24 protein-coding genes are annotated in these 22884 nt (G+C 28.8%); 21 read left to right on the top strand and 3 right to left on the bottom strand.

The window, feature by feature from the left end; all coding sequences use genetic code 11:
- The first annotated feature begins 5 nt into the window (after positions 1–5).
- The 13 genes from coaBC (at position 6) to C4R78_RS09430 (ending at position 12952) form a co-directional block, all read left to right on the top strand.
- Positions 6–1199, top strand: a complete 1194-nt coding sequence (gene coaBC / locus C4R78_RS03640; RefSeq protein WP_103895746.1) for a bifunctional phosphopantothenoylcysteine decarboxylase/phosphopantothenate--cysteine ligase CoaBC — start codon at positions 6–8, stop codon at positions 1197–1199.
- Between the two features lie 32 nt (positions 1200–1231).
- On the top strand, positions 1232–3643 hold the full coding sequence (priA, locus tag C4R78_RS03635; RefSeq protein ID WP_103895745.1) for a primosomal protein N': 2412 nt from the start codon (positions 1232–1234) through the stop codon (positions 3641–3643).
- Between the two features lie 15 nt (positions 3644–3658).
- Complete coding sequence (gene def / locus C4R78_RS03630) at positions 3659–4114, top strand: peptide deformylase (RefSeq protein WP_103895744.1); 456 nt, start codon at positions 3659–3661, stop codon at positions 4112–4114.
- The gene (gene fmt, locus C4R78_RS03625) at positions 4111–5040 is read left to right on the top strand and encodes a methionyl-tRNA formyltransferase (protein WP_103895743.1); all 930 of its coding nucleotides are present in this window, start codon (positions 4111–4113) and stop codon (positions 5038–5040) included. Before def ends, fmt begins: the two co-directional genes overlap by 4 nt.
- An 11-nt stretch (positions 5041–5051) precedes the next feature.
- On the top strand, positions 5052–5738 hold the full coding sequence (locus tag C4R78_RS03620; protein ID WP_103895742.1) for a zinc metallopeptidase: 687 nt from the start codon (positions 5052–5054) through the stop codon (positions 5736–5738).
- A gap of 9 nt (positions 5739–5747) precedes the next feature.
- Positions 5748–7082, top strand: a complete 1335-nt coding sequence (rsmB, locus tag C4R78_RS03615) for a 16S rRNA (cytosine(967)-C(5))-methyltransferase RsmB (protein ID WP_103895741.1) — start codon at positions 5748–5750, stop codon at positions 7080–7082.
- Between the two features lie 5 nt (positions 7083–7087).
- Positions 7088–8107, top strand: coding sequence for a dual-specificity RNA methyltransferase RlmN (gene rlmN / locus C4R78_RS03610; RefSeq protein ID WP_103895740.1), 1020 nt, complete (start codon positions 7088–7090; stop codon positions 8105–8107).
- An 11-nt stretch (positions 8108–8118) separates the two neighbouring features.
- Entirely contained in the window at positions 8119–8844 is a 726-nt protein-coding gene (locus C4R78_RS03605) for a Stp1/IreP family PP2C-type Ser/Thr phosphatase (protein ID WP_159945785.1), read from the top strand.
- Positions 8841–10520 carry a Stk1 family PASTA domain-containing Ser/Thr kinase gene (gene pknB / locus C4R78_RS03600; RefSeq protein ID WP_103895738.1) on the top strand — a complete coding sequence of 560 codons (1680 nt, stop codon included), beginning with the start codon at positions 8841–8843 and terminating at the stop codon, positions 10518–10520. Before C4R78_RS03605 ends, pknB begins: the two co-directional genes overlap by 4 nt.
- Before the next feature lie 14 nt (positions 10521–10534).
- Positions 10535–11416 carry a ribosome small subunit-dependent GTPase A gene (gene rsgA, locus C4R78_RS03595; protein WP_103895737.1) on the top strand — a complete coding sequence of 294 codons (882 nt, stop codon included), beginning with the start codon at positions 10535–10537 and terminating at the stop codon, positions 11414–11416.
- Positions 11413–12066 (top strand): ribulose-phosphate 3-epimerase, encoded by a 654-nt coding sequence (rpe, locus tag C4R78_RS03590; protein ID WP_103895736.1) that lies wholly within the window; start codon positions 11413–11415, stop codon positions 12064–12066. The genes rsgA and rpe overlap by 4 nt, the downstream gene beginning before the upstream one ends.
- Position 12067: 1 nt before the next feature.
- Entirely contained in the window at positions 12068–12703 is a 636-nt protein-coding gene (locus C4R78_RS03585; RefSeq protein WP_103895735.1) for a thiamine diphosphokinase, read from the top strand.
- An 84-nt stretch (positions 12704–12787) separates the two neighbouring features.
- Entirely contained in the window at positions 12788–12952 is a 165-nt protein-coding gene (locus C4R78_RS09430; RefSeq protein WP_173689740.1) for a hypothetical protein, read from the top strand.
- A gap of 67 nt (positions 12953–13019) precedes the next feature.
- Here the strand turns inward: C4R78_RS09430 and rpmB are convergent, their stop codons facing one another.
- Positions 13020–13211 (bottom strand): 50S ribosomal protein L28, encoded by a 192-nt coding sequence (gene rpmB / locus C4R78_RS03580; protein WP_103895734.1) that lies wholly within the window; start codon positions 13209–13211, stop codon positions 13020–13022.
- A gap of 239 nt (positions 13212–13450) precedes the next feature.
- Between rpmB and C4R78_RS03575 the strand changes: the two genes are divergently transcribed.
- From C4R78_RS03575 to coaD, 7 genes are all read left to right on the top strand, one after another.
- A complete protein-coding gene (locus C4R78_RS03575; protein ID WP_103895733.1) occupies positions 13451–13801 on the top strand; it encodes an Asp23/Gls24 family envelope stress response protein in 351 nt (116 codons plus the stop codon).
- Positions 13802–13820: 19 nt separating this feature from the next.
- Entirely contained in the window at positions 13821–15455 is a 1635-nt protein-coding gene (locus C4R78_RS03570; protein WP_103895732.1) for a DAK2 domain-containing protein, read from the top strand.
- A gap of 49 nt (positions 15456–15504) precedes the next feature.
- Positions 15505–17541, top strand: coding sequence for an ATP-dependent DNA helicase RecG (gene recG / locus C4R78_RS03565; RefSeq protein WP_103895784.1), 2037 nt, complete (start codon positions 15505–15507; stop codon positions 17539–17541).
- Positions 17542–17621: 80 nt separating this feature from the next.
- Entirely contained in the window at positions 17622–17837 is a 216-nt protein-coding gene (locus C4R78_RS03560) for an alpha/beta-type small acid-soluble spore protein (protein WP_103895731.1), read from the top strand.
- Between the two features lie 171 nt (positions 17838–18008).
- Positions 18009–18209, top strand: coding sequence for an alpha/beta-type small acid-soluble spore protein (locus tag C4R78_RS03555; RefSeq protein WP_103895730.1), 201 nt, complete (start codon positions 18009–18011; stop codon positions 18207–18209).
- A gap of 74 nt (positions 18210–18283) precedes the next feature.
- The gene (gene rsmD / locus C4R78_RS03550) at positions 18284–18826 is read left to right on the top strand and encodes a 16S rRNA (guanine(966)-N(2))-methyltransferase RsmD (protein ID WP_103895729.1); all 543 of its coding nucleotides are present in this window, start codon (positions 18284–18286) and stop codon (positions 18824–18826) included.
- A gap of 4 nt (positions 18827–18830) precedes the next feature.
- Positions 18831–19319, top strand: a complete 489-nt coding sequence (gene coaD, locus C4R78_RS03545; protein WP_146057659.1) for a pantetheine-phosphate adenylyltransferase — start codon at positions 18831–18833, stop codon at positions 19317–19319.
- Here coaD and C4R78_RS03540 read toward each other — a convergent pair whose 3' ends face one another.
- Together C4R78_RS03540 and C4R78_RS03535 are read right to left on the bottom strand one after the other, a co-directional pair.
- Positions 19320–20465 carry a hypothetical protein gene (locus C4R78_RS03540; protein WP_146057658.1) on the bottom strand — a complete coding sequence of 382 codons (1146 nt, stop codon included), beginning with the start codon at positions 20463–20465 and terminating at the stop codon, positions 19320–19322.
- A 62-nt stretch (positions 20466–20527) separates the two neighbouring features.
- Entirely contained in the window at positions 20528–21733 is a 1206-nt protein-coding gene (locus tag C4R78_RS03535; protein WP_103895726.1) for a nucleotidyltransferase, read from the bottom strand.
- A gap of 146 nt (positions 21734–21879) precedes the next feature.
- Here C4R78_RS03535 and pta point away from each other — a divergent pair, with 146 nt between their 5' ends.
- A complete protein-coding gene (pta, locus tag C4R78_RS03530; protein WP_103895725.1) occupies positions 21880–22878 on the top strand; it encodes a phosphate acetyltransferase in 999 nt (332 codons plus the stop codon).
- Positions 22879–22884 lie beyond the last annotated feature (6 nt).

The raw sequence follows: 22884 nt of genomic DNA, 5'->3' as shown, positions 1-22884 counted from the left end.
TTGATATGTCAAAAACTGTTGTTTTAGGTGTTACGGGAGGTATAGCTGCTTATAAAGCCCTTGACCTAATTAGCAAGCTTAAAAAGAAAAATATTGATGTTCATGTCATTATGACTGAGTCGGCTACCAAATTTGTTACACCTTTAAGTTTTCAATCTCTAAGTCAAAACCCTGTTGTTGTTGATATGTTTGCAGAGCCTAAAACATGGGAGATTCAACATATTTCTTTAGCAGACAAAGCAGATGTTTTTGCAATTGTTCCTGCAACTGCTAATGTCATTGGTAAAATAGCTAATGGAATTGCAGATGATATGCTTACAACTACTGTTATGGCTACAAAAGCTCCTGTTTTGATTGCTCCTGCTATGAATGTTAATATGTATGAAAATCCGATACTCCAAAGGAATATATCTATTTTAAAACAATATGGATATCATATTATTGAGCCTATAGAAGGAAGGCTTGCTTGTGGTTATGTAGGAAAAGGAAAACTAGCTGAGGTCGATGTTATTGTTGATTATATAGACATGCTTCTTTGTAAAAATAAGGATTATGCTGGAAAAAAAGTTCTTGTAACTGCAGGCCCAACAGTTGAGGATATTGATCCTGTAAGGTTTATTTCAAATCATTCTTCAGGGAAAATGGGGTATTCTATAGCTAGAGCAGCAAGAAACAGGGGAGCAGAAGTAATTTTGATAACGGGTCCTACTGATATTATGCCCCCTGTTGGTGTTAAAGTTATAAGGGTAAAGACAGCGCAAGAAATGTATGATGAAGTTATGAAATATTTTCCAAATGTTGATATTGCCATTAAAGCTGCTGCAGTTGCAGATTATAGAGTAGAGAATGTTAGCAATACTAAGATAAAAAAATCTGAAGATAGTTTTGAAATAAAATTAATAAAGAATAAAGATATACTGCTTGAGATGGGAAAAATAAAAACTAATCAAATACTTGTAGGTTTTGCAGCAGAAACTAATGATCTTATACAAAATGCAAAATTAAAATTAGCAAATAAAAATTTGGATATGATAATAGCTAATGATATAACTCAAGAAAATTCTGGATTTAATTATGATACTAATACTGTTAAGATAATCAAAAAAGATGGACAATTAGTTCAACTTCCCAATATGTTAAAGCAGGAATTAGCAGATATTATTTTAAACTATATTTTAGAAATAAAACTTAAGCGCTAAGGCGCTTTTTTATTCTTTTAGGAGGGTTAAATTTGAAAATTGCCTCTGTTGTAATAAATACAAGTGTTAAAGAGCTAGATAAAAAATTTGATTACATGATTTCTGAGGATATGGAAGATATTATAAAAGTAGGGATGAGGGTAATAGTTCCTTTTGGATTAGGAAATAAGCTAATAGATGGCATTGTAGTAGATATTAAAGAATATTCTGAAGGCGAAAATTTAAAATATATTTATGATATTTTAGATGAGGATATTATAATTGATAACAGCACTTTAGATTTAGCTAAGCAAATTAGTAATATTTATCTATGTTCTTATTATGATGCTATTAAGTTGTTTCTTCCTTTTTCTAACTTAAAAAGAACAGTATTAATAAAGAGATTAAATTTTGATGAGATTTATACTGATGAATATGATTTTTTAAATTATTTAAAAAATGATTATATACAATTAGAAAAGATTGAAAGGCTTATTAATAAAAAAATAAAAAAAACTCAGCTTATTAAATTATATAAAAAAGGTATTATTGACGTAAAAGAAGTTTTAAATAAAGTTGTAAAACCTAAAAAGGAAGTAGTGATTAAAGTTACAGATGAATTTATTGTTAGGGAGTTTATAGAAAAAAATAAACAAAACAAAAGATTAGAAAAACAAATTTCTGTATTAGAGGTTTTATTAAAAAGACAAGAATTTGTTTTATTAAAAGAGTTAGTTGATACTTTAAATGTAAGTTCTTCTACTTTAAAAGCACTTTTAAATAAAGGCTTAATCTTAAAAGAATATGTAGAAGTTTATAGAAACCCTATAAAGGATAATTATGTTTATGAAAAAGTTGTGCTTAACCAAGAGCAAGAAAATGCAATAGATAATATTTTAAGTGCTTATAGAAACGGTAAAAGAGTAACTTTGCTTTTTGGAGTTACAGGTTCTGGTAAAACAGAAATATATATTAATTTAATTGAAAAATTTTTATTAGAGGGTTATGGAGCTATTGTTTTGATTCCAGAAATTTCTCTAACTCCTCAAACTGTAGAAAGGTTTAAAGGAAGATTTGGCGATAAAATAGCCGTACTTCATAGTAGGTTATCTGATGGAGAGAGATATGATGAGTGGAGAAGAATATATAAAGGTGAAGCCCAAATTGTAATAGGAGCTCGTTCTGCTGTATTTGCTCCTGTTAAAAATTTAAAGTTAATAATTGTTGATGAAGAGCATGAACATACTTACAAATCAGAAATTACTCCTAAATATGATGCACGAGATATAGCAAAGCTTAGATTGGAAAACGTTAATGGTTTATTGATACTTGGTTCAGCAACTCCTTCTATAGAAAGCTATTTTAAAGCTAAAAATGGTGAATATAATTTAGTTGAAATACATAAACGGGCTAATAAAGGAGTTTTACCACAAGTAAACATTGTTGATATGAGAAGTGAACTTAAAAAAGGAAACAGGAGTGTATTTAGCCAAGTTTTACTAGAGGAAATAGCCTTAAATTTAGAGCAAAGAAATCAGATTATTTTATTTATAAACAGAAGAGGACATTCTACTTTTGTATCATGTAGAGCTTGTGGTTATGTTGCAAAGTGTTTAGATTGTGATATTACTTTGACGTACCATTATTATAATAATTCTTTAAGTTGTCATTACTGTGGTAAAAATTATATAATACCAAGTAAGTGTCCAAAATGTAAAAGCCAATATATTAAGTATTTTGGTGCAGGAACAGAAAAAGTTGAAACTGAAATAAAAAAGTATTTCCCCAAAGCACGTGTATTAAGAATGGATATGGATACTACAAGGTATAAAGGAGCTCATGAGGATATATATAGAGCTTTTAAAAATGGAGATGCAGATATTCTTATTGGAACGCAAATGATAGCAAAAGGAATGGATTTTAAAAATGTAACTCTTGTTGGAATAATAGCAATAGATACTATCCTTAATTTACCTGATTATAAAGCTGCAGAAAGAGCTTTTCAATTGATTTCTCAAGTTTCAGGTAGAGCAGGAAGAGGGGAAAAATCAGGAAAAGTTATTATTCAAACTTATGAACCTGAAAATCCAGTTATTCAATTTGCAAGTTTTCATGATTACAAAAGTTTTTATGAATATGAAATAAAAATGAGACAATTGATGAATAATCCTCCTTTTACAGATATACTATATTTGCTACTAACTTCTCAAAATGAACAAGAGCTTATTAAAAAGTCTCATGAACTAGCCCAATATTTTAATGATATGACAACAAGTAAGGACATAGAATTTTTAGGGCCTTCGCCGTGTTATATTTCAAAAATTAAGAATGTTTTTAGGTGGAATTTTGTTATTAAGGGTAATGTAAAAAAATATTATGCTAATATATATCAAATAGTGTATAATTTGTTAAATAGTAGTAACATCTCTTTTACGATGGATATTAACCCAGTAAGTATGTTATGATTAGGAGGGATTTTTATGGCAATTAGAAAAATAAGAACATTAGGTGATGAAGTGTTAAGAAAGATAAGTAAACCTGTTGAAAAAATAGATCAAAGAATTTTAACCTTAATTGAAGATATGGTGGATACTATGTATGAGGCAAATGGGGTAGGACTTGCAGCTCCTCAAGTAGGAATATTGAAAAGAGTTATAGTGGTAGACATTGGTGAAGGATTATATAAACTAATTAATCCTGAGATAATTTATGAAGAGGGAGAACAAATTGACGAAGAAGCATGTCTTAGTATACCAAATAGAAGTGGATTTGTTAAAAGACCAAAAAAGATTAAGGTTAAAGCTTTAAACGAAAAAGGAAAAGAAGTTATTATTGAAGCTGAAGATTTTTTTGCAAGGGCTTTATGCCATGAGATAGACCATTTAAATGGTGTTTTATATATTGATAGATTAGAAACACAAGAGGTGATGAAATGAAAGTAATATTTATGGGAACACCAGATTTTGCTGTTCCTACTTTACAAAAGCTTATTAATAAACATGATGTGGTTGCCGTATTTACTCAGCCGGACAAACCAAGAGGAAGAGGACAAAAAGTTCAATTTACTCCTGTAAAGGAAGTTGCAATAAAGCATGATATTCCTGTTTATCAACCTGAAAGATTAAAAAATAATGAGGAAGTTATAAACATAATAAAAGGTTTTAATCCTGATGTTATTGTTGTTGTTGCTTATGGTCAAATATTACCTAAAGATATACTTACTTTACCTAAATATGGATGTATAAATGTTCATGCTTCACTTTTACCACAACTTAGAGGTGCAGCACCTATCAATTGGGCTATTATAAATGGATTTAAAAAGACAGGTATTACAACTATGCTTATGGATGAAGGTTTAGATACAGGAGATATGTTGTTGAAAAGAGAAATAGATATAAGAGAAGATGAAACTGCTGGAGAACTGCATGATAGGCTTATGGAGCTTGGAGCAGATCTTCTTTTAGAGACTTTAGAAAAAATTGAAAAGGGAGAAATATTTCCACAAAAACAAGATGATAGGTTAGCAAGTTATGCACCTATGCTTAATAAAGAAATGGGACATATTAATTGGAATCAAGAAAATGAGAAGATATATAATTTAATAAGAGGGCTTTTACCTTGGCCAGGAGCTTATACTTTTTATGATAATAACATGATAAAAATATGGAAAATTAAAATTGGAAATAATAATATATGTGAACAACCTGGAAGGATATTAAATGTGTCAAAAGATGGAATAGAAGTAGCCTGCCAAAAAGGAACTTTAATAATAACAGAACTTCAAGAAGTTGGTGGTAAAAGAATGAGTGTTGAAGCTTATTTGAATGGGCATAAATTAGAAAAAGGTAAATTATTAAAATAAGGAGGATAATTATGTACTTTGGTTATTATGATCCTACCTTTGTATTTTTAATACCTGCTCTTTTATTAACTTTTTATGCCCAAACTAAAATTCAAGCTACTTTTTCAAGGTATCTTAAGGTAAGATCTTTAAGAGGATTGACAGGAGCTGAGGCAGCAAGAATTATTCTTGATAGAAATGGACTTTATGATGTTCCTATTATTGTTATACCAGGAAGGCTTACAGACCATTATGATCCTTCTCAAAGGGTATTAAGATTGTCTGAGGATGTTTATTATGGTAATTCAATAGCTTCAATTGGAGTTGCAGCCCATGAAGCAGGGCATGCTATACAGCATCAAGTAGGATATACTCCTTTAATTGTTAGAAATTCATTAGTCCCTGTTGCTAATATAGGTTCAAATTTATCATGGATATTGATTTTATTAGGATTATTTATAGGGGCTATGGGGCTTGCAAGGCTTGGAGTTTTACTTTTTACTGCGGTTGTATTATTTCAAATAGTAACTTTGCCAGTTGAATTTAATGCAAGTTCGAGGGCACTTGTTGAACTCGATGCAAATGGTATTTTATTTGATGATGAAATTAGAGGCGCTAGGAAGGTATTAAATGCTGCTGCCCTTACTTATGTAGCTGCAACTTTAATGGCTATATCTCAGCTTTTGAGACTTTTATTTATTACAAGGGATAGAGATTAGGAGGAGCGTATGAAGGATAAGGCAAGATTCATTGTTGTTAAAGTGCTTACTGAAATTGAGGAAAACAAAGCTTTTTCCAATATTAAATTAAATCAGTATTTTAAAAAATATGATTTAACTTCTCTTGATAGAGCTTTTGCTACTGAGGTATTATATGGAACTGTTAGATGGAAATTAAGGATAGATTATTTTATTCAATCTTTTTTAAATAGAAATATAGATACTGTTAATTTATGGGCATTGAATTGTATAAGAATAGCTGTTTATCAGATTTTTTTTATGGACAAAATACCAGATTTTGCAGCTGTAAACCAGTCTGTAGATATTTGTAAAGCAAAATTTCCCAAATTATCTGGTTTTGTTAATGGTGTTTTAAGAAATATACTAAGAAATAAAGAAAGTTTTAACGTAATAAATGAGAGTGATCCTATAAAGTTTATGTCAATTAAATATTCCCATCCAGAATGGCTTGTAAGGTATTTTACCAAATTATTTAATCAAGAATTTTTAGAAGAATTAATGATGGCAAATAATCAGCCGCCTAAGCTTACTATAAGAGTTAATACTTTAAAAATATCAAAGGATAATTTAAGAGAAAAACTTTTAAATAGGGGTATTAAGGTATATGATGGTATTTTAGAAGAATGTTTAATATTAGAGGATATTGGACATTTAGAAAAGGTTCCTGAGTTCATTGAAGGACTTTTTTTTATACAAGATCAAGGTTCTATGTTAACATCAAAGGTATTAAATCCATTACCTGGTCAAAAAATTTTAGATATGTGTGCTGCTCCAGGAGGAAAAACGACACATTTGGCACAGCTTATGAAAAATAAAGGTGAAATAGTTGCTTTTGATATATATAAACATAAGATAAATCTAATTTTAGATAATGCTAAAAGGCTTGGTATTAATATAATAAAGCCTGTTTTAAAAGATGCAACTGTGTATATGGAAGAATTAAATGATAGCTTTGATAAGATCTTGCTAGATGCACCTTGTTCTGGTTTAGGACTTTTAAGAAAGAAACCAGAAATTAGGTGGAATATAAAAGAAGAAGATATCTTTGAATTGACGAAGATTCAAAAAGTGTTGTTAAATAATGCTTCGAAGTATGTTAAAATTGGTGGAGAAATTGTATATAGTACATGTACAATTACAAAAGAAGAAAATGAAGATATAATAGAAGATTTTTTGGATGAAAATAAGAATTTTGAATTAGTTGACATAAGTAATTTTGTTTGTGATAAATTGTTTATAAAAAATGATTATTATTTAAGATTATATCCCAATTTACATGATACTGATGGATTTTTTATATGTAAATTAAAAAGGTTGTGGTGATAGTTATGATACAAATTAGAGATTTGACGTTAAAGGAGCTTGAAGATACAATAATTCAAATGGGAGAACAAAAATTTAGAGCTAAGCAAATTTACAAATGGATAAATTTAGGTGTTGAAAATTTTGAAGAAATGACAGATTTACCTAAAAAGTTGAGAGAAAAGTTAAAGGAAGTTTTTTTAATAAAAAACATGGAAATAGTAAATAAGCAAGAGTCGTCAGATGGGACAGTAAAGTATTTGCTTAAACTTTTAGATGGTAATTTAATTGAAGCGGTTTTAATGCGTTATTCATATGGGAACTCAGTATGCATTTCTACTCAGGCAGGATGTAGTATGGGATGTATTTTTTGTGCTTCTACTATTGGTGGTAAACTTAGAAATTTGACTGCAGGTGAAATGTTAGGAGAAGTATTAACCATAATAAAAGATCAAAATATAAAATTATCTAACATAGTTCTTATGGGAACAGGCGAACCACTAGATAATTTTGATAATGTTATAAAATTTTTGCAAATTGTCAACAGTAAAGAAGGATTGAATATAGGAATGAGGCATATTACAATTTCAACATGTGGATTAGTTCCTGAGATAAAACGGTTAGCGGATTTAAAATTACAAATAACTTTAGCTATTTCTTTGCATGCTCCTAATGATGAAGTTAGAAAAAAAATAATGCCTATTGCTTATAGATATAGTTTTGAAGATTTATTAGAAGCATGTAGATATTATATTGAGAAAACTAATAGAAGAATTACATTTGAGTATGCTCTGATAAAAGGAATAAATGACTCTATTGAACATGCCGAGGAATTAGCAAAAAAGCTTAAAGGCTTGTTGTGCCACGTTAATATAATTCCAGTTAATCCAGTAAGTGAGAGAAATTTTGAAAGACCTGAAAAAAGCAAGATAGAAATATTTAAAAACATATTAGATAAAAATGGAATTAATGTTACAATTAGAAGGGAATTAGGAACAGAAATAGATGCCGCCTGTGGACAATTAAGAAGAAGATACATCACTTAAGGGGTGGTTTTGTGTATATTAAATGTAAAACTGATATAGGCAAGACAAGAAAATTAAATGAAGATTATATTGTTACTTTAAAATCTAATAATTATGTTTTAATAGCTGTTGCAGATGGCATGGGAGGACATAATGCTGGAGAAATTGCAAGTAAAACGGCAGCGATAGCTCTAAGGGAATTTATATTTAGATATTATAATGAATATGAAGATAAATCTGAGCTTCTTAGAGATGCTATGTTAAAAGCAAATAATGAAGTATTTGAAAAGTCAAAAAGCATGCAACAATTAAATGGTATGGGAACAACATTAACATGTTGTCTTATGCTTTCGAATAAAGCGTATATTGGACATGTAGGAGATAGTAGAGCTTATTTAATTAATGATGATGGAATAAAAAAACTAACTGAAGATCATTCTTATGTTCAACAATTAGTAAAAAATGGAACAATAACTGAGATAGAGGCTCAAACTCATCCACAAAAAAATTTAATTACAAGGGCAATTGGTTTAGAGGAAAATATTGTTGTAGATATCACGGAGGTTGAGATTAATAAAGATGATTTAATTCTTCTTTGCACAGATGGTCTTACTTCGTATTTGACTAATGAGGAAATTTTTGAAATAGTAAAGAAAGAAAAAGAAAATGCTGTAGAAGCTTTAATAGAGATGGCTAATGAAAGAGGAGGATCGGATAACATTTCTGTTGTTATTGCAAGAAAGGAGGATGGGAGATGAATGAATTTAGCGGCAAGATACTTAATAATAGATACATTCTATTAGAAAAAATTGGAGATGGAGGAATGGCCTTAGTATATAAGGCAAAAGATTTTACATTAAATAGATATGTAGCAGTAAAAATTTTAAGGCCAGAATTCGCTACTGATTTTGAGTTTGTATCAAAGTTTAAGAGAGAATCTTTAGCTGCTGCTAGTTTATCCCATCCTAATATAGTTAGTATTTATGATGTAGGTGAAGATGAAGGCTTAAATTATATAGTAATGGAATACATTAAAGGAAAAACATTAAAAGATTATATAAAAGAAAAAGGAAAAATTAAGTATGACGAAGCTTTAAAAATAACATATCAAATAGCTTTAGCATTAGATCATGCCCACAAAAATGGAGTTGTTCATAGAGATATTAAACCCCATAATATTTTAATTACAGAAGATAATATTGTTAAAGTTACTGATTTTGGAATAGCAAGGGCTTCAACAGCTAATACAGTAACTAATACTGGAAAAGTATTAGGATCTGTTCACTATTTATCTCCTGAACAAGCTCGAGGTGGATTTAGTGATCACAGAACAGATATTTACTCTTTAGGAGTTGTATTATATGAAATGTTAGTAGGAAGACCTCCTTATGATGCTGAAAGTCCTATAACAATAGCATTAAAACATATTCAAGATGATGTTGTAGAGCCATTACATTTTGAACCTAATATTCCTCAAGCTGTTAATGATATAGTAGTTAAGATGATGCAAAAGGATATGACAAAAAGATATCAAAATGCAAAAGAATTATTAGAAGATATTAATAGGGCTTTACAAAATCCTCATTCATCTTTGTATAATAATAATGATGATATAGCTAAAACTAGAATTATTCCTCATGAAAGTATTAATGAGGAATTAGATAAGATAAAGTCAAAAACTAAAAGAAAGCGTAATATATGGCTATTAGGATATATATTACTAATTTTTATTATAATTGCTGCATTTGGATATTATGCATTTAATAAGTTTTTTGCAGTTAAGGATGTAAAGGTTCCTAATGTAGTTGGTATGTCTCAAGAGCAAGCAAGGAAAATATTATCTGAAAACAACTTGATTATGGAGATTGATTCCACTCAAAATAGTGATTTACCTGAAGGGACTGTAATTTCTACAATTCCAGAACAAGGTATGACTGTAAAAGAAAATACTGTAGTTAAAGTTATAATAAGCTCGGGACCAAAATTAATATCTGTTCCTGATTTAAAAGGGTTAGATTTAATTTCTGCTGAAACATTAATAAGAAATAATAAATTAACTATAGGAAATATTGATAAACAGTATAGCGATACTATTCCTAAAGGATGTATTATTAGTCAGTCACCTGAACATGGAATGAGCGTTAAGGAAGGAACATCAATTAATTTAGTTATTAGTGAAGGCCCACAGATAAAAATAGTAAAAGTTCCTAATATACTTGGTATGACCTTAAGTCAAGCTGATAGTGTTTTAAAATCTTTAGGTTTAAAGCGTGGGGATGTAAAATATGGATATGATCCCAATTATAAGGATGGACAAATAATAATGCAAAGTGTTGCTGATGGAGTTGAAGTTAAACAAGGAACAGTTATAGATGTTGTTGTAAATAAATTAGATGATTCTTTACAAGAACAAGAAAATAATAATAATGAATAATAAAGGAGGGAATTATGCAAGAGGGTATAATTGTTAAAGGAATTGCAGGATTTTATTATGTTGAATTACCTGATGGTCAGACTATAGAATGTAGAGCAAGAGGAAAGTTTAGAAAGGATAATATTGTTCCCTTAGTTGGAGATAAAGTTGTAATTGAGGTTATAGGTTCAGGACAAGGGTTTATAAAAGAGATAAAAGAAAGAAAGTCTCAGCTTATAAGACCCCCAGTTGCAAACGTAGATCAAGTTGTAGTGGTATTTGCTTTAAAAGAGCCAGATATTAGTTTTACTTTACTTGATAGATTGTTGGTTCATGTAGAAGAAAATAATTTAGATTGTATATTGTGTTTTAATAAATCAGATTTAGATAACGATGGAATATTTGAAAAAGTAAATAAGATATATTCGCAAGCAGGTTATAAAGTTATAAAAACTAATGCTTTAAATAAAGAAGGTATTGATGAATTAAAAGATTTTTTAAAGGGCAAGATTAGTGTTTTTGCAGGACCTTCAGGCGTAGGGAAGTCTACACTTTTTAATTGTCTCCAAGATAAAGTTGTTATGCAAACTGGAAGTGTTAGTGAAAAAATTGGTAGAGGAAGGCATACAACAAGGCATGCTCAATTGATTAGAATTAGTGATGAAACTTATCTTGTTGATACACCAGGTTTTTCAGTATTGGATTTATCGTTTATTGAACCTCATAAATTACAATTTGATTTTAGAGAATTTAGGGATTATCTTACAGAATGTAAGTTTTCGAGTTGTTTGCATGTTAAGGAAAAAGGATGTGCGGTTATACAAAATGTTGAATTAGGCAATATATCTAGGTCAAGATATGAAAATTATTTAGAATTTTTAAATGAAATTTTTGAAGCTAGGAGGACTAACAGATGATAAAGCTTGCACCATCTATTCTTTCAGCTAATTTTAGTAAATTGGGAGAAGAAATAAAACTTATAGAAGATGCAGGAGCAGACTATGTTCATATTGATATAATGGATGGACATTTTGTTCCTAATATAACTATTGGACCACTTGTTGTAGAAGCAATTAGACCTTTATCAAATTTGGTATTTGATGTTCATTTGATGATAACAGAACCTGATAAATATATAGAGCAATTTGCTAAATCAGGAGCTGATATTATTACAGTCCATGCTGAAGCATGTGTTCATTTAAATAGAACTATTAATCTTATAAGATCTTTTGGGAAAAAAGTAGGTGTTGCAATTAATCCTGCTACTCCTTTAGAAGTTTTTGATTATGTTTTAGATGAAATTGATATGGTGTTAATAATGAGTGTTAATCCAGGATTTGGAGGGCAAAAATTTATACCTTCGGCTTTGAAAAAAATAGAAAGAATTAAAAAAGTTATAAAAGAAAGAAATTTAAAGGTTGACATTGAAGTTGATGGAGGTATTAATTTAAATAATTTAAAAGATGTTGTTAAGGCAGGAGCAAATGTTATTGTTGCAGGTTCAGCTATTTTTAATTCTCACAATGTTACAGAAACTATAAAGAAGTTTAAAGAAATTGGTGAGTAAAATGAAAAAAGTAGTGATATTTAATTATGGAAGGCTTTCTAATGAGAATTTATTAAAAATGGAATTGAAAGATTGTGACATTATATTATGTGCTGATAGTGGAGGGAATTATGCCTACGATTTAGGCATTATTCCTCATTTTTTAATTGGAGATTTTGATTCTATTGATAATAAGATATTATCTTACTATCAAAAATTAGGTGTAAAAATAATTAAATATCCTGTTGAAAAAGATTATACTGATACAGAACTCTGCATTAATAAAGCTATTGAATTAGGTGCTGAAAAAATTTGTTTAATAGGAGGCATAGGAGGTAGAATTGATCATACACTAGCTAATATACATTTGCTAAACTTTATTTTAGAAAAAGGAGTATTTGGATATATAGTTACTGATGAATTTTATATTTACTTGTGTAAGGATTATATAAGCATAGAAGGGAAAATAGGAGATATTATTTCATTATTACCGATTAATGGAGATGCTAGGGGGTTGTTCTCTGACGGTTTAAAATATGAACTTAATAATACTGATCTTTGTTTTGGAAGAGCGCTAGGAGTTTCTAATGTAATGATTAAGGAAAGATGTAACATTAAAGTTTCTAAAGGAAGAGTTTTGGTTTTTAAAAAAATATGAAAGGATGTCAAAAGTTTTGTTTGTATCATATAATGAATTAAAGGTTTTTAAGTAGTTTAAATCAATTTAAATTTAGGTGAGTATATGCTTAAAAGTAAGTTAAAAATAAAAATAATAGATATAATTGCTTTTATTATATTAGGAATAGGCGTAGGGATGATGTTGGTAATAATAATTCCATTTTGGATATGGATACTTTTGATAGGTTGTGGTTTGATTTGTGTTGCTTGGTATTTTCTTAATAAATAAGGGTAGGCTAAAGCCTACCCTTATTGTTAACTTGCCACAAAAAAAATGTGCTTTGCAGCACATTTTTTTATAATGCTCTTTGAACTTTGCCAGAACGTAAACATCTTGTGCAAACGTAAACTCTCTTTGGAGCTCCGTTTAATATTATTTTTACCTTTTTAAGATTTGGAGCCCAAGTTCTATTTGTTCTACGATGAGAATGGCTATATTGAATACCAAAAACTAAACCTTTATTGCATATTTCGCATCTTCTTGACATTGTGGCACCTCCTTAATTTAACAACAAAACTTTATTTACAACCTATACTATTTTAACAGAAATTAGAAAGCATTGCAATACAAGACCGGATAACTACAATAAATATTATATAATGTCTTTGAAGTTTTGTAAAGTATTTTTACTTTACAGATTAAAAGATTTTATCTTGAAGGAATAGAATAATTAATATAAAATTATTTATATAAAAAGGAGTTATTCCTTTTAGAGGAGGTTATAATATGTCAGTAAAGATATATAACGAGTTAGGATATATTGAATTCTCAGAGGAGCTTATTGCAAAGCTTGCTGGGGTTGCTACTACTGAATGTTATGGAGTAGTAGGAATGGCATCTAAAAGAGCAACGGATGGCATATGGGAATTATTGAAAAAAGAGCAATTAAATAAAGGGGTTAAGGTTATTATCAATAATGATGAGGTGATAATTGATTTATTTATAATAGTTGAGTATGGGACAAAAATTCCTGTAATAGCGGAAAATATTATACAAAAAGTAAAATATACATTGGAAAATCTTACAGGAATTAAAGTATCTAAGGTAAATGTTTATGTGCAAGATATTAGAGTTTGAAAATAAGGAGGTTTAAACGTTGAAACAAACGCATTTAGATGGGCAACTTTTGAAAGAAATGTTTATAAATGGAGCTTATGAATTGGAAAACAATAAAGAGGCTGTTAATGCGTTAAATGTTTTCCCTGTTCCTGATGGTGATACAGGGACTAATATGTCAGCTACTATATTATCTGCTGTTAGTGAATTAGAAAAACTTCAAGATGTAAATATTAAAAATGTATGTGATGCAATTTCAATGGGTTCTTTAATGGGAGCTAGAGGAAATTCTGGAGTTATATTATCTCAGCTTATAAGGGGATTTGCAAAATATTTGAAAGCAAAAGAAGTAATTACTGTAAAGGATTTTGCTCAAGCATTAAAAGAAGGTGTAGCAACGGCATACAAGGCTGTAATGAAGCCAACAGAGGGAACCATATTAACTGTTGCAAGAGAGACTGCTGATAAAGCTATTGAAATAGCTAAAAAGGAAGATGATTTTAAAATATTTCTACAAAAAATATTTGAGTTTTCAAATGTTTCATTGAATAGAACACCTGAATTATTACCTGTTTTAAAGCAAGCAGGAGTTGTAGATGCAGGTGGAAAGGGATTAACTTTACTTTATTTAGGATTTTATAAATTTTTTGCAGGCGACATAGTTAAAAAACTTTCTAAGGAAGATAAAAAGGAACAAGTAAAATATGATAGTATAGATACATCAAATATTAAATTTACTTATTGCACCGAGTTTTTTATAAGAACAAAAAATGCTGATCCAGAAGTTTTTAAAGAAAAAATATTGGGTTATGGAGATTCTGTTGTGGTAGTTGGAGTTGATGAGTTAATTAAGGTGCATATTCATACCAATAATCCTGGACTTGTTTTAGAAGAAGCATTAAAATTAGGTGAACTTATTAAAATAAAAATTGATAATATGAAGGAACAGCACCGAAGTATAACTAGTGATACTCCTCAAGAAGAGATTAAATTTGAAAATAAAGTAGATGATGCTGAAAAAGAATATGGATTTATATCTATCGCTTATGGAGAAGGATTTAAGCAGATTTTTGAAGAATTAGGTGTTGATGCAGTAATTGAAGGTGGACAAACAATGAACCCAAGTACGCAAGATATTTTTGAAGCTGTAAAAAATATAAATGCAAAAAATATATTTATTTTCCCTAACAATAAAAATATCATTTTAGCTGCAGAACAAGTTAAAAGCTTAACTGATAAGAATGTTATTGTTATTCCTACAAAGAGTATACCTCAAGGAATTACAGCTATGATAAATTTTAATCCTGAAGCTAGTGTAGATGATAATAAGGAAATCATGATTGAAACTTTAGAAAAAGTAAAAACAGGTCAAGTAACTTTTGCGGTTAGGACTACAGTTATTGATGATGTTGAAGTTAAAGAAGGAGATTTTATTGGGCTTTATAATGGAAAACTTATAAATTCAGGGGAAAATATTAATGAGGTTACATTTAGATTGATTGATAGTATGATAGATGATCAGAGTGAATTTGTTTCTATATTTTATGGAAATGAAATAAGTGAAGAAGATGCCATGGTTATTCAAAATTATGTAAAGGAACGTTATCCTCACGTAGAAGTTAATGTTTACTATGGAGGACAACCTATTTATTATTATATTATTTCTGTTGAATAGGGCATGCTTAGGGCATGCCTTTTTTAATAAAAAAATTCGAGGTGACATTATGGATATACAATATTTAAAAGGAGTTGGACCTAAAATTGCAAAATATCTAAATTCATTAGGAATATATACAATTAAAGATGCTATATACTATTTTCCAAGAGATTATGAAGATAGAACCAATATTAAGCCTATATATTTATTAAAAAATGATGAGATGGTATCTTTAATAGTTGAAGTTGTACAAATTTATCCATCTAGGATAACGAAAACAGGAAGGACTTTAAATAAAATATTATTTAAGAATGAAACAGGATATATTTCAGGGATATGGTTTAATCAAAGTTTTATAAAAAATGTATTTAAAATTGGAGAAAGAGTATTTCTATATGGTAAAGTTACAAGGCAATCAGGAGAATTTATTATGATAGATCCTCAATATGAAAAGGATTATGAGGAATTACCAGGAATAAATCCTATATATTCTACCAATAAACACATAAGTCAAAAGCTTTTTAGAAAAATAATAAGAAATGCTTTAAATTATTTGGATCAAGAGGTCGAAGAAATATTTCCAGAAAGTATTAGAAAAATATATAATTTATTGGATATAAAAACAGCGCTTATTAATATCCATTTTCCAGCTAATAAAGAAATTTTAGAGGCTGCAAAATATAGATTAAAATTTGAAGAATTATTAATAATACAATTAGGATTATTTGAATTAAAGAAAAAATATTCAAACAATACTACTTCCTATGCTATGCCTGTATGTAAAGAAATGAAAGAACTAAAAGAAAAATTACCTTTTGAACTTACTGATGCTCAAAGAAGAGTTATAAGGGAAATTCTTACTGATATGAAAAAAAATAAGCCTATGAATAGGTTATTGCAGGGAGATGTTGGTTCAGGAAAAACTATAATATCGGTTATAGCTCTTTTTAATTGTGCTATGAATGGTTATCAAGGAGTATTGATGGCACCTACAGAAATACTGGCTGAACAACATTTTACCACAATTTCAGAAATTTTAAAATATTGGAATATAAAAGTTGCTTTGCTAGTTGGGAGTATGTCTAAAAAAGAGAAGGAAGATATATTAAAAGGTATTGCTCAAGGAGATATTTCTATAGTTGTTGGCACACATGCTCTTTTGCAAGACAAAGTTGAATTTAAAAATCTTGCTCTTGTTATTACTGATGAACAACATAGATTTGGCGTAAGACAAAGAGCTGCTTTGGTAAATAAAGGATATAATCCTCATGTTTTAGTTATGACAGCAACACCTATTCCAAGGACTTTAGCACTTTTTATGTACGGAGATATGGATATTTCTATTATTGATCAATTGCCTCCAGGTAGACAAAAGGTTGAGACTTATTTTGTAAGGCCTAATATGAGAGAAAAAGTTTATGAATTTGTAAAAAAAGAGTTAGATAAGGGACGCCAAGCATATGTGATATGTCCTTTAGTTGAAGAATCTGAGAAACTTGAAGCAGAGTCAGTTGTGGAGATGGCAGAAAGCTTAAAAAATGATTTGCTAAAAGATTACTCTATTGGAATATTACACGGAAAAATGTCTTCTAATGAAAAAGATGAAATAATGAGGAAGTTTAAACAGAATGAGATAAAGGTTTTAGTTTCTACAACTGTAGTTGAAGTTGGAGTTAACGTGCCTAATGCTACGATAATAGTGATAGAAAATGCTGAAAGATTTGGGCTTGCACAACTACATCAATTAAGAGGAAGAGTTGGTAGAGGCAATTTTAAATCTTATTGTATTTTGATAGCAGATGCAAAGACAGATGAGGCACTTGAAAGAATGAAGATAATGACAAAAACTAATAATGGCTTTGAAATAGCAGAAAAGGACTTAATGATCAGAGGAACAGGAGAGTTTTTTGGAACCAAACAACATGGTTTACCTGAATTAAAAATAGCTAATATATTTAAAGATATTGATATATTAAAAGTTACTCGAGATCTTGCAAAGGAATTAATTGAGAAAAATAGCTTATATCAAGAAGAATATAATAAGTTAAATAATAAGGTAAATCAGTTATTGGATAATATTGACGATATGATTTCTTTGAACTAAATGTTGAAAAAACTTCCTGTTATAAATTTATTTATAAGGGTTAAATTAATAATAGAAAAACAAACAGGAGGTGAAACAATATGATAAACATTCAATCAAAGAATAGAGTACTTGTTCCTGAAGCAGAGGCAGCACTTGAACAGTTCAAATATGAAGTAGCTAATGAAATAGGTGTTCAAGTTCCACCAACAGGATATTGGGGAAACATGACTTCAAGAGAATGTGGTGCAGTTGGTGGATATATGGTTAAGAAGATGGTTGAAGCTTATGAAAGAAGCTTAGCACAAAGAAAATAATAAGGTGGTAGCACGATATAGATAAAAAAGGGATATAGAGTTTTCTCTATATCCCTTTTTTATATTGATTTTATTATGGTTTTTAAAACCTAAAAATCCAAAATAATCCTCGTATACTATGTCGAAGACTGGAGAAATTAATAATAAGAAAACAAACAGGAGGTGAGGAAAATGGCAAAGAATCAAAAAGTAGTTCCAGAAGCAAAGAAGGGTCTTGAACAATTCAAATATGAAGTAGCTAATGAAATAGGTGTTCAAGTTCCAACAACAGGATACTGGGGAAACATGACTTCAAAGGAATGTGGTTCAGTTGGTGGATATATGGTTAAGAAGATGGTTGAAGCTTATGAAAGAAATCTTGCAGGAAAATAATAATTGATATAAAATAAAGAAAAGGGAAGATTTTCTTCCCTTTTCTTTATTTTAAAAGAATTAGGAGGATTAACATGAGAATAATAACAGGAGAAGCAAAAGGTAGAATTATTAAAGCACCTCCTGGGCTCAATACAAGGCCTACGTCTGATAGAGTTAAGGAATCTATTTTTAATATTATTTCTAAAAAAATTGCCGATTCTTATATTTTAGATATGTTTGCAGGAACTGGTAATTTAGGATTAGAAGCATTAAGCAGGGGAGCAAAGTTTTGTACTTTTATTGAACTTGATAGACTAGCTTATAGTTTTTTAGTGGATAATGTTAAATCTTTGAATTATCAAGAAAAAAGTGAAGTATTTTACGGAGATGCATTTAAGATTTTAAAGGGCATAAATAAAAAATATGATATAATTTTTTTAGATCCACCATATGGAAAAAGTATGGTTGAAAAGGCAATAAATTTAATTTTTGAAGAAGGTATATTTGGTGATGAAACACTAATTGTTTCGGAATTAGATGTTAAAGATATTATTCCTGAAAAGATAGGATGCTTTATAAATTATAGAACTGAAAAATATGGAAGAACTAAAGTTGCATTTTGGATTAAGGAGTGATACAGTGGGAAATATCGCTATTTATCCTGGAAGTTTTGATCCTATAACAAATGGTCATTTAGATGTTATTTTAAGAGCTTCTAAAATATTTGACAAAGTTATAGTTGCTGTATTAGAAAATCCAGAAAAGAAGAGCCCTCTTTTTACTATAGGCGAAAGGGTAGAACTTATAAAAAAGGTAACTAAAAATGTTTATAATGTTGAAGTAGAAAGTTTTAGAGGGCTATTAGTAAACTATGCTAAGGAAAAAGGAGCAAAAGTTATTATAAAGGGATTGAGAGCAGTATCTGATTTTGAATATGAGTTACAAATGGCAATGATGAATAATAAATTAAATAATGAATTAGAGACTTTATTTATGATGACTAGTAGTAAATATTCATTTTTAAGCTCAAGCTTAGTTAAACAAGTAGCAATGTATGGAGGATGTATAAAAGATTTAGTTCCAGATGAAATAATTGAAGATATTTTAAAAAAAATAAAGGGATATTGATTATTTTTTTAATTTATAACTTAATAAGTTTAGAAATAGCAAAATGAATAATAGGATTTCTGCAAATATAAAAGTGTTTATTGTATTAAAAGATTTGTTAAATAAATTTACTACAATGTTTGTTAATGGGATGTATTTTAAAACTATAATGCAAATTGTAGAAGATATAATTGCATGAAGTGTTTTGGAAAAAATATATGTTTTTATGTTAATATTTGAACTAGAAGTTATTGAATAAACTTGCATTATAATAGAAAAGCCACTAAAGGATATTAAAAAAGTGGTTATTATTATTTTAAGTTGTAGAGGAATTTTAGATAAAGCTATCAAATTACATCCATTTGTTATTTCTATAACACCTTGAAGAAGTAGTGAAATAGACTGTGCTAAGTTTATTGGAACAAAAAAACTAAGACATGTCTCTATAACATTGAAAATATTAGTTATTTTTATCAATTCAATAACTACAGAGAAGAATATTATATATCCACCTATAATTCCTATAGTATATAGCGAATTTGTGATGGTATTTGTTAGGTTTTTACCTCTTTTTTTTATATTTAGGTTTATATTATTATTGTATAAATTTGATGGATAACATAATTTATTTATTATGATGCCATTTATTATTGAGCCTATTATATGAGAAAAAAGTATTATATATCCAATTGTTTTGTTTTTAAACATTCCTATTCCAACGGCTCCGATGATAAATAAGGGACCGGAAGTACTAGCAAAGTTTAAAATTTTTTGCCCTTCGTAACTTGTAATTTTTTTTTCTTCAATTAATTGACTTACAATTTTAGCTCCTGTTGGATATCCTGTGAATATACTCATGATGAAAACATATGCACCATAACCGGATGTATTAAATATTTTTTTAAAGGTTTTAGAAAATAAGTTTGATATGTTTTCAGGGATTCCTAGTGATATTATTATATCGTTTAAAACAAAAAATGGAAATAAGGAAGGAGCAACTATGTATAGCCATAAGTTTATTCCTTTTTTTGCAGCTTGAATAGAATTTTGAGGAAATATTAACATTAAGATTAATAATGAAATTACAAATATTTTTATTGTTAGATTTTTATTGTATATGAACAATAAAACAAAGCTTATTAACAATATTAAATATAGAATCATCATGGCTTTTAAGTTATTAAACATGCTTTATTTAATATTTATGTTTTGTTTAACTAAACTATGCATTAGAGTAAAACCGGAGGAATTTTTAAATCTTGTTTTGCTATTTTATATTGATCATTCTTATATGCTAAAGAATATATATCTGTTGCTTTTATATCTAAATCTAGGAGTTCTTTATCTTTTTTTGAAGGATTAATTATTATTGGTAGGTTTGTTGATTCTTTTAATTTTTTTATTATTTTTCTTCCATTAGTATTTGCACCAAGAATTCTTATATATCTAGGTTTTTGGACTTGTTGAAAATATAAGTCTTTAGTAATATTTAGTAATATATAAAGCAATATTCTTTGTATTCTAGTTTTTGTATATCTTTTACTAATAGTCATTTTTATTAAATCTTCTAAATTAGAAACTTCTTCTGCTGCAATTTTAAGCTTGTTTTCAAGACCTTCTGATACATCATGTATTTTTTTGATTTCACTTTCAGACATGCTTCTAAGTTTGTATAACAATATATCTGTAAATAGGTTTAAATTTATTGGGCATTTTCCATTGTTTTTTTCCCTAAGCAATGTTTCAAATGTAAATTGAGGTATGGCATTTTTGATAAGATCAAGGTTGTCGAAATTTAAACGTATAGATGTTGCACTTGCTATATTAGATGTAATTTTTGTATCATTGTAGCTACTTTTTATTCTTTGAATAGTAAAGGGTTTTATCTTACTGTTTGATTTTATTAAGGATTTAAGATATTCGATACCTAATATATTGTTTGATTTATTAATTATGTTTTCTATATTGTGATTTGATTTATCGAAATATTCCTTTAAAGCAATTTCACGGGCTTTTGCATAGGAGAAACCTTTTTTTAGGTTGTTTTTTAAAGATTTTTTAAAATTGATAGGTTCGTCAACTAAAATTTTTGCTATTTCAAATAGTTGTTCAATGTTACCTAATTCACTTCCAAAGCAGATTGAATCAACTATTTTTAATTCATTTAAAATAGATATGGCTCCAAAAGCAAAATTTTCAGCACTACTTATACTATATATTAATGGAAGTTCAATTACTAAGTCTATTCCTGCTTTTAAAGCTATTTCTGTTCTTGCCCACTTGTTTATTATTGCAGGCTCGCCTCTTTGAACAAAATTTCCACTCATAATAGCTATTAAATAGTCACAATTTGTAATTTTTTTTGTTTGTTCAATATGATATATGTGTCCGTTATGAAGAGGATTATACTCTACTATTATTCCTGCAATATTCATTTATATCACCTTAAATCTTATGTTTTTTGAAAAAATAGTATACTTTTTTATGGATATTGATATTTTGATATTGACATAATTATTATATAATATAATATGTAAGATGTAAGCAATATTTTATTAAATTTAAGAAAGGGGTTAATATTATGTCCTTAATGGAAAAAATAAAAGCTAAGGCTAAAGCTAATAAAAAAACAATAGTTTTACCAGAAGGATCAGAAATAAGGACACTTAAAGCTGCTGAAATAATTACTAAAGAAGGAATTGCAGATTTGATTTTACTTGGTGATGAAGAAAAGATTGCTGATGTAGCTAGCAAAGAAGGAGTTTCATTAGAAGGTATAAGAATAATCAATCCTTTAAAAAGCGATAAACTTGAGTTTTATGCTAATCAGCTTTATGAAATAAGAAAAAATAAGGGAATGACTCCTGAAAAAGCATTAGAAACTGTAAAAGATGAAATGTATTTTGGAACTATGATGGTTAAAATGAAAGATGCAGATGGAATGGTTTCAGGAGCTATTCACTCAACTGGTGATCTTTTAAGACCAGCTATGCAAATTATTAAAACAGCTCCAGGTATGTCGATAGTATCAAGCTTTTTTATAATGGAAGTTCCAAATAAAAATTTAGGTGAAAATGGTTTGTTTATTTTTGCAGATTGTGCCGTAAATCCAAACCCAACTGCAGAAGAGCTTGCTTCAATAGCAATTGCTAGTGCCAAGAATGCAAAAGCTTTATGCGGAATTGAGCCAAGGGTTGCTATGCTTTCATTCTCAACTAAAGGAAGTGCAAAACATGAATTAGTTGATAAAGTTATAGAAGCAACAAGAATAGCAAAGGAAATGGCTCCAGATATAATGATTGATGGGGAATTACAACTTGATGCTGCAATAGTTCCAAAGGTTGCAGAATTAAAGGCTCCTGGAAGTCCTGTTGCTGGCAAAGCAAATGTATTAATATTCCCAGATTTACAAGCAGGAAATATAGGATACAAATTAGTTCAAAGATTAGCTAACGCTGAAGCTATAGGTCCTATTTGCCAAGGATTTGCTGCACCTGTTAATGATTTATCAAGAGGTTGCAGTGTTGAAGATATAGTAAATGTTGTAGCCATTACGGCTGTTCAAGCACAAGAAAACTAAAGAAAG

Source organism: Caloramator fervidus (assembly GCF_900108045.1).
GTDB classification, from domain to species: Bacteria; Bacillota; Clostridia; order Clostridiales; family Caloramatoraceae; genus Caloramator; species Caloramator fervidus.
The sequence above is the reverse complement of the archived record's forward strand: the minus strand, read 5'-3'. Positions and strand labels throughout refer to the sequence as shown.

Excerpts from the sequence above, each read along its gene's own strand:
- C4R78_RS03555 (WP_103895730.1), top strand. The coding sequence starts at position 18,009 with ATGGCAAAGAATCAAAAAGTAGTTCCAGAAGCAAAGAAGGGTCTTGAA.
- C4R78_RS03585 (WP_103895735.1), top strand. The coding sequence starts at position 12,068 with ATGAAAAAAGTAGTGATATTTAATTATGGAAGGCTTTCTAATGAGAAT.
- C4R78_RS09430 (WP_173689740.1), top strand. The coding sequence starts at position 12,788 with ATGCTTAAAAGTAAGTTAAAAATAAAAATAATAGATATAATTGCTTTT.
- rsmB (WP_103895741.1), top strand. The coding sequence starts at position 5,748 with ATGAAGGATAAGGCAAGATTCATTGTTGTTAAAGTGCTTACTGAAATT.
- fmt (WP_103895743.1), top strand. The coding sequence starts at position 4,111 with ATGAAAGTAATATTTATGGGAACACCAGATTTTGCTGTTCCTACTTTA.
- pknB (WP_103895738.1), top strand. The coding sequence starts at position 8,841 with ATGAATGAATTTAGCGGCAAGATACTTAATAATAGATACATTCTATTA.
- coaBC (WP_103895746.1), top strand. The coding sequence starts at position 6 with ATGTCAAAAACTGTTGTTTTAGGTGTTACGGGAGGTATAGCTGCTTAT.
- rsmD (WP_103895729.1), top strand. The coding sequence starts at position 18,284 with ATGAGAATAATAACAGGAGAAGCAAAAGGTAGAATTATTAAAGCACCT.
- recG (WP_103895784.1), top strand. The coding sequence starts at position 15,505 with ATGGATATACAATATTTAAAAGGAGTTGGACCTAAAATTGCAAAATAT.
- C4R78_RS03540 (WP_146057658.1), bottom strand. The coding sequence starts at position 20,465 with ATGATGATTCTATATTTAATATTGTTAATAAGCTTTGTTTTATTGTTC.
- rlmN (WP_103895740.1), top strand. The coding sequence starts at position 7,088 with ATGATACAAATTAGAGATTTGACGTTAAAGGAGCTTGAAGATACAATA.
- rpmB (WP_103895734.1), bottom strand. The coding sequence starts at position 13,211 with ATGTCAAGAAGATGCGAAATATGCAATAAAGGTTTAGTTTTTGGTATT.
- C4R78_RS03535 (WP_103895726.1), bottom strand. The coding sequence starts at position 21,733 with ATGAATATTGCAGGAATAATAGTAGAGTATAATCCTCTTCATAACGGA.
- C4R78_RS03560 (WP_103895731.1), top strand. The coding sequence starts at position 17,622 with ATGATAAACATTCAATCAAAGAATAGAGTACTTGTTCCTGAAGCAGAG.
- C4R78_RS03620 (WP_103895742.1), top strand. The coding sequence starts at position 5,052 with ATGTACTTTGGTTATTATGATCCTACCTTTGTATTTTTAATACCTGCT.
- rpe (WP_103895736.1), top strand. The coding sequence starts at position 11,413 with ATGATAAAGCTTGCACCATCTATTCTTTCAGCTAATTTTAGTAAATTG.
- pta (WP_103895725.1), top strand. The coding sequence starts at position 21,880 with ATGTCCTTAATGGAAAAAATAAAAGCTAAGGCTAAAGCTAATAAAAAA.
- def (WP_103895744.1), top strand. The coding sequence starts at position 3,659 with ATGGCAATTAGAAAAATAAGAACATTAGGTGATGAAGTGTTAAGAAAG.
- rsgA (WP_103895737.1), top strand. The coding sequence starts at position 10,535 with ATGCAAGAGGGTATAATTGTTAAAGGAATTGCAGGATTTTATTATGTT.
- C4R78_RS03575 (WP_103895733.1), top strand. The coding sequence starts at position 13,451 with ATGTCAGTAAAGATATATAACGAGTTAGGATATATTGAATTCTCAGAG.